At 51.2% G+C, this 14389-nt stretch carries 10 protein-coding genes; 5 read left to right on the forward strand and 5 right to left on the reverse strand.

Features of this window, described 5'->3' with window-relative positions; translation table 11 throughout:
• Nucleotides 1-105: 105 nt before the first annotated feature.
• Together CWE21_RS06655 and CWE21_RS06660 are read right to left on the reverse strand one after the other, a co-directional pair.
• Nucleotides 106-1188: a homoserine dehydrogenase family protein gene (locus CWE21_RS06655; RefSeq protein WP_126833670.1), complete on the reverse strand. Its 1083-nt coding sequence runs from the start codon at nucleotides 1186-1188 to the stop codon at nucleotides 106-108.
• Nucleotides 1185-2096, reverse strand: a complete 912-nt coding sequence (locus CWE21_RS06660; protein ID WP_126833671.1) for an alpha/beta fold hydrolase — start codon at nucleotides 2094-2096, stop codon at nucleotides 1185-1187. Before CWE21_RS06660 ends, CWE21_RS06655 begins: the two co-directional genes overlap by 4 nt.
• 207 nt (nucleotides 2097-2303) lie before the next feature.
• Here CWE21_RS06660 and CWE21_RS06665 point away from each other — a divergent pair, with 207 nt between their 5' ends.
• Both CWE21_RS06665 and CWE21_RS06670 read left to right on the forward strand, forming a co-directional pair.
• Nucleotides 2304-2789 carry a YajQ family cyclic di-GMP-binding protein gene (locus CWE21_RS06665; protein WP_126833672.1) on the forward strand — a complete coding sequence of 162 codons (486 nt, stop codon included), beginning with the start codon at nucleotides 2304-2306 and terminating at the stop codon, nucleotides 2787-2789.
• Nucleotides 2790-2832: 43 nt separating this feature from the next.
• Complete coding sequence (locus CWE21_RS06670; RefSeq protein ID WP_126833673.1) at nucleotides 2833-4110, forward strand: GGDEF domain-containing protein; 1278 nt, start codon at nucleotides 2833-2835, stop codon at nucleotides 4108-4110.
• Here the strand turns inward: CWE21_RS06670 and CWE21_RS06675 are convergent.
• On the reverse strand, nucleotides 4097-5329 hold the full coding sequence (locus CWE21_RS06675) for a permease (protein WP_126833674.1): 1233 nt from the start codon (nucleotides 5327-5329) through the stop codon (nucleotides 4097-4099). The two genes, CWE21_RS06670 and CWE21_RS06675, sit on opposite strands and share 14 nt — an antisense overlap.
• A gap of 124 nt (nucleotides 5330-5453) precedes the next feature.
• Between CWE21_RS06675 and CWE21_RS06680 the strand changes: the two genes are divergently transcribed.
• Together CWE21_RS06680 and CWE21_RS06685 are read left to right on the forward strand one after the other, a co-directional pair.
• Nucleotides 5454-6743, forward strand: coding sequence for an anti-phage deoxyguanosine triphosphatase (locus CWE21_RS06680; RefSeq protein WP_126833675.1), 1290 nt, complete (start codon nucleotides 5454-5456; stop codon nucleotides 6741-6743).
• Between the two features lie 72 nt (nucleotides 6744-6815).
• Nucleotides 6816-8957, forward strand: coding sequence for a TonB-dependent receptor family protein (locus tag CWE21_RS06685; protein WP_126833676.1), 2142 nt, complete (start codon nucleotides 6816-6818; stop codon nucleotides 8955-8957).
• A gap of 28 nt (nucleotides 8958-8985) precedes the next feature.
• On the opposite strand, the gene CWE21_RS06690 is transcribed toward CWE21_RS06685, so the two are convergent.
• Together CWE21_RS06690 and CWE21_RS06695 are read right to left on the reverse strand one after the other, a co-directional pair.
• Entirely contained in the window at nucleotides 8986-11649 is a 2664-nt protein-coding gene (locus CWE21_RS06690; protein ID WP_126833677.1) for an EAL domain-containing protein, read from the reverse strand.
• Between the two features lie 9 nt (nucleotides 11650-11658).
• Nucleotides 11659-12900 carry an APC family permease gene (locus tag CWE21_RS06695; protein WP_126833678.1) on the reverse strand — a complete coding sequence of 414 codons (1242 nt, stop codon included), beginning with the start codon at nucleotides 12898-12900 and terminating at the stop codon, nucleotides 11659-11661.
• 142 nt (nucleotides 12901-13042) lie between these two features.
• Between CWE21_RS06695 and CWE21_RS06700 the strand changes: the two genes are divergently transcribed.
• Nucleotides 13043-14380 (forward strand): DASH family cryptochrome, encoded by a 1338-nt coding sequence (locus CWE21_RS06700; RefSeq protein WP_126833679.1) that lies wholly within the window; start codon nucleotides 13043-13045, stop codon nucleotides 14378-14380.
• Nucleotides 14381-14389 lie beyond the last annotated feature (9 nt).

Genomic DNA, 14389 nt, shown 5'->3' on the forward strand with positions numbered 1-14389 from the left:
CTCACTTGTAATAAATACGTCGATACGGATGTTTATACGTTTAGACGTCCATATTAATTAAGTCAGTGCAATGTGCAAGCTTTTTTCGGCTACTTTTTCAACTCTCTACTTTTTCAGCAGAGTAATGAGCTGTAATACATCGCTATGAACGCCCGCCGCCGTGACTTCAGGTCCAGCGCCGGGCCCCTGAATCACCAGTGGGTTGGCATCATATTGCTGGCTGCGCACGGTAAAGTTGGCATTGCCAGGTGGTAAGCGCGCATAGACCGAGTCGCCATTAATGGATACCAGCTCGGTGCCCGCACTTAGCTCGCCGGTAGCGCTTCGCGCGATGTATCCTAGGTAAACCCACTGCTTCGCCTGAGCATCAGCGCCTTGGCGCCAGTTATCAAAAGCACTATCAAATTCGTTCAGGCGCTGTAAAAACTCCTCCGTTGTGCCATCACGTAAGGTTTCGGGTACGAGGTTGTGAATCCTGACATCAGCCAACTGCAAGGGCAGCCCCGCTTCACGTGCCAGAATCACTAACTTACGGGCGACGTCCATGCCGCCGAGATCGGTGCGCGGGTCAGGCTCGGTCAGTCCCTGTTCGCGCGCCTTTAATAGCCACTCAGACAAGGCATCACCACTGCGATAGTTTTGGAAAATCCACGATAAAGAGCCGGATAAATTCCCTTCAATACGCAGAATCTCGTCGCCGCAGCGACAGCGCTCGGCAATTGCAGTCAAAATAGGCAAGCCCGCTCCAACCGTCGTGTTATAGAGCCAGTTACGTTGATATTGCTGCAATGTCCGCTGTAACTCGCGATAGTAAGCCAAGCCACTCGAACCGGCATATTTGTTCGCCGAGATAATATGCGCGCCAGCCTTCACCCACGCCACGTAGTCACGACTGATGGATTTTGCTGCGGTGAGGTCCAATAACACGGTTTGCTGTCCACGTTGTTGGCTGGCCCTGATCCACTTCAGAATCGTGTCCGCATCGCTTTGCTCTGCTGCGGCAGCAAAGTCTTGGCGCCAGCGCTCACTAGCTATGCCACGCGGTTTTATCAATGCTCGCTTACTGCGAAAAATGGCTGTGACACGACTTTGTGACGCAAGCGACAATTGGGTGGCGAAATGATCTAACCAATAACCACCAATAGTACCTGCTCCTACTACGCCCAGCGCAATTTCAGCTTGGCTCATGCTTCCTCCAAAAACTGTTTAAGTTGCGGCCCAAAGCTTGCCGTATTGAGAATAAAACCGTCGTGCCCATGCACCGTCGCAACTTCAAGGTGCTCACGACAATCAGGCAGTAAGACTGCGAATTCGCTCATCAGGTGAGATGGCGCCAAATAGTCATCGGCAAAACTAACTAACAAGGTGGGGTTACGAATGGCTTGAGGTGGCACACGGAAATGGTCCAACGCCGGCCCGAAGCAGGCAAAGAGCTGCTCGGCTTGCTGCGGATTCGAATCCACCAATTGCGCCGCGCGCTCGTGTACATAGGCGACGGCACCCGCTGGATCAGGGAACCGAGTATCAAGTCCTTGTGCACCGCGATAACTCAACATGGCCAGTGCCCGCGCTAACTCTACACCACGTCGGTCTTGCCCAGCGGCCTGCCCAAGCGCGACAAAATCCCGCTGCAAGCTGCGTACAATAACGGCTTGCGCGGTGGGTCGGTGGGCAGCACCTAAGACGACCAGACGTGCATCACTAAACTCCTCATGCTGGGCCAAACATAGCGCCACACAGCCACCAAATGAGCCGCCAATGAGCCCATGTAACCGCATCACTCCCAGTTCTCGCAGCGCATATGCCAGCAGCTCAGCATGGGCTTCCACTGTGGCCGGAACTTCGTCACAATGACTCGCGCCCATGCCACCAAAATAGTCGACGGCAAGTAAGCGGTAGCATTGCAATTCAGCGTCTTCCACCAAGCCTTGCCACCAGCCCCGTCCCGCATGCTGCGGCTCCGCCTGATAAATGTTGCGGCCGCCGGAAATGCCACCCAAGATCAGCACCACAGGAGCATCGTCGCGGCCATAACTCCGCAACGCCAACTCGCCCTGCGGGAGTCTGACAGAGATATCTTGATAAGAAAAAGGCATGTCGACGGACGAACTCAGATTAATGGGCTGTGACAGCGAATGTACTGAGCCAAACAACACTTGTCAATATAGACGGCTATACTTCCAAATAACATTAGGGGCTTGGGACGAAATCAGTTACTGGCAACACACATTTTCTTGTGATAACAACATTTATTAATGATAATAAAACATACGTTTACGAAAAGAAGCCAAAAGGCGGTCCTAATGCCAACATTTGATATAGTTTCAGAGATCGATCGTGTCGAACTAAAAAACGCCGTAGATAATGCCAATCGTGAACTTGATTCGCGCTTTGATTTTCGCGGCGTCGAAGCCCGTATTGAACTCAATGAGTTCACGGTAACTCTGGCGTCCGAGTCAGACTTCCAAGTGCAGCAGCTGTACGATATTTTCGCTAACCACTGTGCCAAACGAAACCTCAGTATGGCGGGTACAGAAACACCGCAAGAGCTCAATCACAGCGGCAAAACCTACAGTACAACTGTCACCTTTAAGCAAGGCATTGACCAGCCTTTAGCGAAGCAAATCGTTAAACTTGTCAAAGATAGTAAGCTGAAAGTTCAGGCCTCAATTCAAGGTGAGAAAGTCCGTGTATCGGGTAAGAAAAGAGATGATCTGCAGCAAACCATGGCGTTGTTGCGTGCGTCGGATATCGAATTACCCTTGCAATTTGAGAACTTTCGCGACTAATACTTAGTTAGTATTCAGCTATTACTCGAAGCGTAGGCGAAAAATGGACTGGCAACGTTTTCTCGATAAGATGCCCGGCCTCACGTACCAAATCATACGTGAGCCGAGCGGTCATTTTCGCTTCACTCACATAAGTGCAAATGTCGAGGAGATGCTTGGGTTCTCGCCGCAACTATTGACCGAAGACGCCCGCCCACTCCTCGACGCTATTCACCCAGAAGATGTCGAAGAAGTCATCGAAGCGAGTATTCTCTCAGCTCAACAACACAGAGAATGGCATCATCCGTTTCGCTTTATCCGCCCTGATGGCAAACAGTTATGGCTTGATGCACACGATAGCGGCGAAGAGCTCGATGATGGAACCTTGGTCTGGACCGGTTATATCGTTGAAGCAACCCATCGCAAACAACTCGAACTTGACCTTATTGCAAGTGAACAACGCTTCCAAACTTTGGTCAAGAATGCCTCGGATATTATTTTCACGTTAGATGCCAATGGCACGATTGGCTATCTTTCGCCTAATTGGCGACGGATTGTTGGCGATGAACAAAGCGATCCACTTTATCAGTCCTATACGACAGTTGTGCATCAAGACGATTTGGCCAACTGTAATGCGTTTATTCAATCGCTACTCAACGATGGTCCTCTGGTTGAAGACCTCGAATTCAGGGTACGTCACAATGATGGCGAATGGCACTGGTATACCTGTCGCGCAGCGAAGGTAGACGGGCGTGAGAATGATAGCGACTATCTGCTCGGTATTGCTCGCGAAATTACTGAACAGCGGGAACAGCGAGAAAAGATGGCGCGCCTTGCCCGACAAGATATGCTCACCAATTTGCCGAACCGAGCCTCCTTTGATGAAGCATTCGAACTAGCGCTGCGTCATTGTGAGCAACGCCAACGTGCGCTCGCTGTTTTATTTATCGACCTCGACAACTTTAAGCCCGTCAATGACCAATACGGCCATAGTGTTGGCGACCAGTTGCTGATTCACGTTGCGCGGCGTATCAAAGCGTGTTTGCGTGATAGTGATTTGGCGTGTCGCATCGGCGGCGATGAATTTTTGGTGTTAACCGAAGCTCACCCTCAGGTGGACAGCGCCAAGTCCACCGCGCTAGCGATTGCCGAGCGGCTGCGCGATGAACTGGCCAAACCCTTTGCCGTCGAGCATCTGCAGTTAGAAATTTCAGCGAGTATTGGCGTCGCCATTTATCCTACCCATGCCACCGGCACAGGAGAGCTCGTGCGTTGCGCCGATCGCGCCATGTATGAAGCCAAACTACAGGGGCGTAACTGCGTTGTCTTCAGCCAATGCTGAGTAAGCCGCCAATCACCAACCACGCTGCCGCAAGTGCGGACAAGATTTGCATGATGCGCGTACCGAGCGACGCTCCCCCATGGTTATGATCATGGCTATGATCATGGCCCGCATGGTCATGTTGCTGAGCGCGCCAGCGTTGATACAGAAGCGCTCCTGTCACCAGCAGGCCGAGCAGATTTAAGTAAAAACCGTAGTTGATTTTAAAGTGATCACGCTCCGTGATATTTTCGATTTGGCTGGCATCAGGTAATAAGTCAAAGGCAGCAAGACCGTAATGCATAAGCAGTGAGGCCACCACCAAGCAGGTAAATAACATCGCAGAAATATACAGCGCCATTTTCCAACCATAGTACTGCGCATTAATCCGTAATACCGGCAACACAACCAAATCAGAAAAGATAAAGGCCATGACGCCGGCAAAAGCAACCCCTTCACCAAATAGCACTGCAGCAAGTGGAATATTGCCCATCGAGCCAATAAAGGTAAAAAAGGCGGCAATAGGACCGATCACCGTTTGCTGTAACACTTGCCCAAAGCTGAGTTCGCTGGCATTAGCGCCTGCACCTTGGAATAGCCAGGTGAAAAACTCCGAGGGTACAAACGCCGAAATAAGGCCCGCCACCGTGAAACCGATGAGGATGTCTTTCCAGACCATTTGCCATTCCATGACATAGCGATTAGCAACCATCTGCCAAAGCTCTGGGTCGGTTAGGTCGCCCCAGTGGCGCACGTCATAACCGTTTTCTTCGCCGTCGTCCTGTTCTTCGTCACGCGCCTCTTTGATTAACTTTTTCGGGCGTGTCAGTTTGACAAATAACCAGGCGAATAAAATGAGTAGGAAGCCGCCTAGATATTCGCCGACGACAAATTGCCAACTCAAGAAAACAGCGATAACAAAGCCTAGCTCAATGACCAAGTTCGTCGAGGCAAGCATAAATGCCATTGCAGCCGAGAACGCCGCACCTTTGTTGAAAAGTGCTCGCGTGGTGGCCAGCGCAGCAAAACTACAGGAACTAGAAATAAAGCCAAAAAAAGTACCCAGCGCAATAGATTTAGCTCCATCGTCACCCATCACTGCGCGCATTTGTCGTCGCGTTACCAAAACCTGAATGACGCTACTGATAAAGTAGCCAAGAATAAACGCCCACAACGCCATCCAAAAAAAACCTAGACTGGTCATTGCGGCACTCTGCCATTGCGCTAAAAAATCATTCATTCCATGGGTCCTTTGAATTTGTCAGCTATCTTATTGTTCCTATTCATTATTGGTATCTCACTGTAAACATAGCATACTATGAACAGACACATGTGCAAGAACCTGCAGCAGACTAGGAGTAGCTATGAACGAGTATTGGCAAGCCCGACGATCAGGCCCTTCCGCGCAACGCCCCGGCGATCGACGCACCCCATGGCAACGTGATCGCGCTCGCGTACTGCATTCTGCTGCCTTTCGGCGTTTGCAATCAAAAACTCAAATCATGAATGTCGGGGAAAATGATTTTTACCGTACACGCCTGACGCATTCACTTGAAGCCGCGCAAATCGGCACATCGCTGATCAATCAGTTGCACCATGTCGGCAGTAGCGAAGAGCGCCAACTGTTACCCGATCTAAACTTGATGGAAACGCTGTGTCTCGCTCATGACATTGGTCACCCACCCTTTGGCCACGGCGGTGAAACCGCCTTGAACTATAAGATGCTCGCGTCCGGAGGCTTCGAGGGCAACGGCCAAACTTTCCGTATTGTTGGCAAACTTGAAGCGTATCATGCCGAGCATGGCATGGATCTGACGCGGCGCTCATTGTTAGGTTTATTAAAATACCCTGTTCTGATGCCAGATTGGCCGGTCCCTGACACGCTCGCGAACCCCGGAAGCCTAGCTGAGTGGCGACCGGCAAAAGCGTTGTTTGCCTGTGACGCAGACTTACTCGACTGGGTGCTTGAGCCGCTCAGCGCAGCCGATCGGCAACGCTTTCAAGAAGTTGAGAAACTTGAACGCTCGCCCTGGCAACGCTCACTCCACAAGAGTTTCGATGCCTCACTCATGGAGCTGGCCGACGACATTGCTTACGGCGTGCATGATCTCGAAGATGCAGTGGTCACAGGCACCTTGTCAGAAAACCAGTGGCATACCCATATCGACCATGTGGTGAGTAGTCTTGATGGTGACTTAAGCACGTTAATGCGCCAGCTTGGGACGCAGCTTTTCTCGCGCGAACACAGCGTACGCAAAGACGCCATAGGTGCCTTAGTGAATATTTTCGTCACCGCCGTGCGTATCAAAGAGGTGTTACCCGACGTCAGCGAAGAACTAATACGTTTCAATGCTGTGCTGCCTGATCCGCAACGCTTTTTGCTTGATAGCCTTAAAGCAGTGGTATTTGAACATGTCATCAATCAACCCTCTATTCAGCAATTACGCTATCGCAGCCAAACCATGCTGCTCAATCTGTTTAGTGCTTTTCACAACGAGCCATTACGGCTTTTACCGCACAACACCCGAGCGCGTTGGCAAGCAGCCTATGAACAAGAGGGTCAAGCCGGCGCCGACCGTATCCTCTGTGATTATATTGCCGGCATGACCGACGATTACGCCGAACGCATGTATAAGAATCTTTTTGTGATCTGAGCCATTGCAAATGCGAATAGTTTGCATTTATAATCTCCCCCGATTTTTCGCGACACGAATTTTGGGGGAAACATGCGTTATTCACTTCTGGCCGGTGCAATCACATTAGCACTCACCAGCACAACAACTTCTGCAGAAGAAGTTGCCACGACGACAGCTGACGCTACTGAAGTCATCCAGATCATTGGTGACAAACAAGCTGCGCGCACCGTGGCAGGCTCAAGTGCCGTGGTGGCACCAGAGCAACTTGAGGTTGAAGTTAATACCGACATCAACCAAGTGCTGAAAACCGTTCCAGGCGTCTACATTCGTGAAGAAGACGGCCAGGGCCTGCGCCCCAACATTGGTATTCGTGCGGCAGCAGGTGGCCGTTCAAGTAAAGTTACCTTGCTCGAAGACGGCGTGATGATTGCGCCAGCACCTTACTCAAACCCAGCGGCTTATTACTTTCCTGAAGCTTACCGTATGCACACCATCGAAGTGCTTAAAGGCGCGCCGTTGCTGCGCTACGGACCACAAACCACCGGTGGTGTCATTAATCTCGTGACCACGCCGATTCCACAACAACGCCAAGGGCAAGTTACCTTGCGTATGGGGGAAAACAACAGCCGCGATATTCATGCTTATTATGGCGGTACAGAGGGTGCTTGGGGCTGGTTGATTGATACCGTGCAACGCGACAGTGATGGCTTTAAAGAAATTGATCGCAGCAACCGCGACGCTGGTCACGATATCGAAGACTACTTGGTCAAGCTGCGTTGGTCCGGCGTTAATCAGAGCTTAACTGCAAAAGCGCAGTACTCTGAGCAAGTTTCGAACGAAACCTACGCAGGGTTAACTGACGTAGACTTTGCACGCAACCCAAACCGCCGTTATGGCTTAACCGCTATCGACCAAATGGATAACCAACACACCGGTCTGAGCCTTACTTACGAAGCCGATTTAGCTGACAACCTGAACCTGTCTGTGGTGGGCTACCGCAATGAATACAAGCGCGATTGGTTCAAAGGCAGTCCAAGCAGCCTCATTAATGCTGCCAACGCTGGCGATACCGAGGCACAAGCCATTCTTGACGGCACTCGCGATGTACAGGACCTTGAGTACACGCACAACAACCGCGCATACGAGTCTTATGGTATTGAAGCGCGTATACAAAGCTCTTGGGGCGACCACCAAGTTGAAGTCGGCGTGCGTGACCATAGCGACCGCATGGATCGCTTCCAACCGGTAGAGGTTTACGATCAGGTCAATGGCAGCTTGGTTTATCAAGAAACTATTCAGCCAACGGGTGGTGATAATCGTCTTGAAGGCGCTGATGCCATGGCATTTTGGCTCGCTGACGCTTGGCAAGCAACAGCCAACTTGAAGGTACAAGCGACCTTGCGCTACGAAGATGTCGATACTTTCCGTGAGCAATTTGCCAGTGTTGATCGCAGTGACGCGCCTAGCGCACGCAGCAGCACAGCGCAAGAATGGTTGCCAGGTCTTTCATTCACGTACGACTTAAATGATTCAGTACAGTTGCTAGCTGGTGTGCATCGTGGCTTTGCCCCTCTCGGTGGCGGCGCAACCGAAACCGATGAACCAGAAACCAGCACCAACTACGAGTTTGGCGCACGTTACCAGGCACAAAGCCTATTTGCTGAAGCCATTTTCTTCCGTAGTGACTTCAATAATCAGGCGGAGAGCTGCTCAGTGGCAAGCCCATGTAGCAATGGTGCTACGTCAGGGAGCTACGTGACAGGTGAAGCACTAGTGCAAGGTATCGAACTGCAATTAGGTAATGAGTGGCAGCTTGAAGGCGCACGCCTCCCAGTCAGTTTCAACTATACCTACACCAGTGCTGAGATTAGCGAGGATAATGCACTGACAGGCGTGCAGGACGGCGATACCTTGGCAGACATTCCAGAGCAAATCTTCAGTGCACAAATCGGTTTGTTGCTGGACAACGGTTGGGACAATCACGCAGTTGTAAAATACATGGACGAGACTTGTGTGAGCGTGGGTTGCCAGCGTGACGATAGTGCCTTTGCCACCACTGAATCGCTGTTTACCGTCGACTGGATCAGCCGCTATCCGTTAAGCGCACAAACCACCGTGTTCTTAAAAGTTGAGAACATCTTTGACGAGCAAGTGATTATTTCACGCTTACCTTACGGCGCACGGCCGAACAAACCACAAACGGTTTCTATTGGTTTGGACTACCGTTTCTAAGCTAGAAAGCCATTGCCGCGCAAGTGAGTTATCGCTTACTCTGCGCGGCTATCCAAGCTAACACCTCATCAAGTGGCTGTGGGCGACAGAATAAATAGCCCTGTAACAGGTCGCTACCATGCGCAATAACAAATTCACGTTCGCCTTCTGTCTCTACGCCTTCGGCAATTGTTTTCACGCCAAGCTCTTTGGCTATCATCAATACCCCTCGGGTTATGGCGGAATTCCGTTGCGCATTGTCGACACCGGAAATAAACGTACGGTCAATTTTGATGACATCCACAGGGAGTTGATTTAAGTAACTTAAGCTAGCAAAGCCGGTACCGAAATCATCGATAGATATTTTCAGGCCGAGCTCACGCAATTTGTGCAAGAGCGCAATCATGTGCGCACTATCGCGTACGAAGACGTTTTCGGTGATCTCGATGACCAACTGTCCCGGTTCAATGGCATAGTCATGCACCGTTGCAGCAACGTTTTCAATAAAATCGTCACGGTAAAACTGCAGCGGTGAAAAGTTGACACTTACACTCTCAAGCCCTGCGCCAATCAGTGCTTTGGTATCACGGCAGGCACGCGCAAAAACCCAATCGGCAATAGCAATAATCTGCCCCGTTGCTTCCGCCAATGGAATAAAATCGTTAGGTGGAATATAACCGCGCTCAGGATGCTTCCAACGCACCAATGCTTCGACCGCTCGTGGTGTTCCATTACGGTCAACAATCGGTTGGTAAAACAGTTCGAACTGCTCTTTTTGAATCGCTTCTTGCAAGTGTGTGCGTAATTCAACTTGCTGCTGCATACCGGCATCAAGATCCGAACTGTACCAGTGCCACGAGCTGCCACCACGACGTTTCGCTTCATACATGGCAACATCGGCACGCTGAATCAGCTCAACCGGGTAATTAAATTCGCCACTGTTATCGGCAATACCTATTGTTGCTGATAACGATACTTCTAAGTCATCAAAGCGATAGGGATTGTTAAACTGCGCCAATAACCGCCCCACTAATAAGGTCACCTGCTCGCGCTCCCGCGCACTCGTAACCACCGCGACAAACTCATCACCACCAAAGCGCGCCAACAGGTCGTTTGGCCCGATTTGCTGCTGCAAGCGTTCAGCTGTTTCAGTGAGAATACGGTCACCTACTGCATGCCCAAGACTGTCATTGATCGGCTTGAAGCCGTCTAGGTCGATAAATAAGACGAAAACCTGCGCTGGATTCTCGCCAGTTTGGGCCAATGCACGGGCAAGGTGGTTTTCCAGCGCATTTCGATTTGGCAGGTGAGTCAGCACATCATGCTGCGCCATAAACGCGAGTGCCTCTTCGCGTTCAACCCGCTCGGTAATATCGCTTTGCAGACCAATAAAGTGGGTTACTTTTTCGCCGTCGCGCACTGGGGAAATCAGCAAATCGTTCCAAAACGGCGTGCCATCTTTACGGTAATTGCGAATGGTGACGCGAACCTCGCTGCGGGTGTGCAGCGCATGGCGGATTTTCTCAACTGCCTCAGGATCGGTTTCTGCGCCCTGCAGAAAGCTACAACTACGGCCCAAAAGTTCGTTGTCTTCGTGATACCCGGTAATTTCTTTGAAAGCTGGGTTCACATAAATAATTGGAAACGCTTTCTGGTTTGCGTCACTAATGATCACGCCATTATTGCTGGACTCCACGCTTCGCTCGAAAATTTTCAGTCGCGACTCATTGCGACGTTGCACGGTCATATCTTTGGCAATACCGTGTATCCCGGTAATTTCACCGTTGATGATAATTGGCATATTGGTTACATCGAGATCACGCAGCTCACCTTTGCGGTTAAAGATTTTGATCTCGTAACGTTGCGGCTTGCCCGTTTTTGTTGCCTCAAAGTGCGCAAGGGTGCGCTCGCGGTCAGGCTCTGCCACCACCATTTCATAGTTTTGTCCGAGCACTTCAAGCTCGTCATAACCAATCAAATCGGCCCCGGCGCGGTTGAGGCTCATAAAATTACCCTCAAGGTCGAGGGTGAACACCGCTTCAGGGTTATAGCTAAACAGTGAGCGATTATGCTGCTCACTACGTTCCCGCTGCACGCGATCATTGTGTTGATCAATCACCAGCGCAACGAGGTCGCGGCTACGCTGCAATAAATCAAGTTCTCGCAAGGTCGGTTCGCGACGCTTACGAAAATAAACAGCAAATGTGCCGATTACATTTTTATGGGCGGGTGACAGCACTGGGTAAGACCAACAGGCACGTAATTTAAATTCAGCGATGATTTCGCGAAAGGCATCAAAGCGTGCATCGTGGGTCATATCAGAGACAATAATTGGCACTCGGCGGTAGGCAGCCGTGCCGCATGCGCCGACGCCGTCCGCGATGGGCAAGCCTTGAAGCTTAGCGACAAATTCAGACGGCAGACTCAGAGCACTGGCAGCATTGAGCTCACGCTTGCGATCATCAACCAACATAACTGAGCACAGGGCGTCATCAATTTGGTCTTCGATCAATGCACAGATATCGGTTAACTTTTCTTCCAGAGACTTATTCTGGGCAAGCGATGCTAAGGTCCGAAATTTTGCTGCAACTAAGCGCGCCAAACGCACGCGTTCGCGATGCCCTATCCACCAACCAAGCGCAAGCGACGCTAAAGCCAAAAGAAGGCCATAGACTAGTAACTGATGTTCCCACGCAAGCTGTTGAAACGCCAAGTGAATTCCTTAATTACGTAAGGCTCGATAACGGTAACGATGCCAAGCTAAACCGAGTATCAAGAGCACCAACCCAATAAACACAGTGCCAACATGCAACATAACTGCCAGACTGACACAGCCGACAAGACCAAGCAAGGGCCATGTTTTTGCGATAAACCGTTGCTCACGCTGCACTTTTAGTGCGGCTAAATTAGTAATTGAATAGTAGATAAGTACGGTAAATGCGCTAAACGTCCAAGCTAAGCGAATTCCACCCAAAGCTGCAATCGCGATCATTACCGCTGCCGTTACCCAGGTCGCCGTGGGCGCTGAAGTCCGCGTGCTATTGAGTGTCGCCCAAGCATGGGGTAAATCGCCCCGCCGTGCCATGGCCAAAACCACCCGCGAAACGCCCAGTATCAAATTCAAGGTGACACCCAACATCGCCAGGATGGCTCCAATAAAAACAAAATCGCGCGCCAGTCCAGGTGCCATTAACTGAGTCAAAATAAAGTCTTCGCCAATGAACAGTGGATTGCGCTGCATCAACGCCCATGCCACCGCACCATAGAGTACAGTCACTACCACCATTGTGGCGATAATTGCGCGCGGGATTACGCGCCGAGGCTCTTGCACCTCTTCCCCCATGGTGGCGATACGTCCATATCCAGTATAGGCAACAAACAACAATCCTGCGGCCGCCAAAAAGTCGCGCAGCGAGAATTCTGCCGAATCACGTACGAAGGCGGCTGGTCGTGGCGCTTGTGCTGACCAAACCACAAAAACAATGAGGCTGGCGATGGCCAGACCCACCAACAAAGCATTCACTTGGTTGGAGCGGCGCAAACCGGCCAGTACCAACGCGGTAAGAAACACAATAAAGCCGATCGCGATACTTGTGACCGCCCATTCTGGCCAACCGAGGTACTGGTTCATCAGCCATGCGCTGGCAAGCGCTGCTGCGGCCGCCGAGGCACTTTTTGCGGCGATAAAAAACCAGCCGGCTACGAACCCTAGGTCATGATTTAAAAATTTATAGCCGTACTCATAAGTGCCGCCGCTCACTGGGTGCACAGCAGCTAATTGAGCACTCGATAGGCCATTACAAAGAGCCACAAAAGCAGCCAGCAAGATGGCGTAGAGCAGCCATTCACCGGCCAAAGCATAACCGAAGCCAATACTCACAAAGGCGCCCGTTCCAACAATTGAGCCTAAACCTAGAATGACCGCGCCAAACAATGCTGTTGAACGCACCAATTGCTGTGTCATGCGACCCCCGGGAAGCGATGTGCTGATAAATGACAGTGCCTTAATAAATAGAGTATCGAGCTGCCGGCAACGCAGCCGACCGATCTAGATAAGCATTTGTTACGTTATAGTAGTCACTTTACAGCAATGATGACAGTCTAAGATGTATCGAATCGGTCTCGTTTGGTTACAAGATGATCTGCGGCTTGATGACAATCCGCTCATCCACCGTGCGGCAGACGAATGTGAGCAGTTGCTTTTCGTCTACTGCGTGAACCCGAAGTGGTTCCAGCATAATCGCTATGGCCTGGTCACCGTTGGCGCTCATCGCTGGCGATTTTTACTCGAGTCGCTCACCGAGCTACGCAAACAACTGCAAGCGTTAGGCCAGGATCTGATTGTGAGCTACCAGAGTCCATTGCATACTCTGGCTGAGCTCTTTGGCCAATTTCCAATCGATGCGCTCTACAGTAGCGAGCATGCGGGGCAGTACGAACGCACTTATCAGCGCTTACTGCAGCAACGCTATCCACTCATCAAGCACCAGCAAGTGAACAACAATACGCTGTTTAACAGCAACCAGTTACCTTTTTCACTTGCCGAGTTACCCGATAGTTTCTCGAAGTTTCGCCGCAAACTCGAGCAGCAAGATCTGCGTCAAGCTATCGCTACGCCGCTGGCGATGCCGCGACAGTTACCACCACCGCCAAACTTCGTTGGGGCGCTGTTAGAACACCATGCGGCGGGTCTGCCAGCGATAACGACCCCGCATCATGCTGAGTTTAACGGCGGAGAGTTGGCGGCTCAGCAACATCTCAACAGCTACTTTGCGAGCACTGCCGCCAGTACCTATAAAGCAACGCGCAATGCACTCGATGAATGGTCGGCGTCGACCAAGTTTTCCGCTTGGCTCGCCAACGGCAGTCTCAGCGCGCGACGCATTCACGCGCAATTGTGCGCCTATGAAGCGCAACAGGGTGCCAACGAAAGCAGTTATTGGATTTTCTTCGAACTACTCTGGCGCGAGTATTTTCATTGGTATGCGCGCCACCACCAGCAACGCCTATTCAAGTTTACGGGGATCCAGGATAAACGCCCACAAACGAGTTTTTATTCATCGCGCTGGCAGCAATGGTGCAGTGGCACCACCGCATACCCCATCGTCAATGCTTGTATGAACCAGCTCAACGCCACTGGTTACATGTCCAATCGAGGCCGCCAGTTAGTCGCGAGTTGCTTTGTGCATGAACTCGAACTCGACTGGCGTTATGGCGCAGCATTTTTTGAGCAACAACTGATCGACTATGACGTCGCTTCAAACTGGGGCAACTGGCAATATCTCGCTGGGGTGGGTGCTGACCCGCGTGGCCATCGGCGTTTTGACCTCGCCAAGCAAACCCAACAGTACGATCCAAAGGGCGAATTTATCGAACGTTGGCAAGGTGATGTAGCTGCGCAACCGGAGTGGATTGATGCCGCCGACTGGCCGATACAGAACTAACGAATGAAG

The sequence above is a fragment of the Pseudidiomarina aquimaris genome (assembly GCF_003987395.1).
GTDB lineage: Bacteria > Pseudomonadota > Gammaproteobacteria > Enterobacterales > Alteromonadaceae > Pseudidiomarina > Pseudidiomarina aquimaris.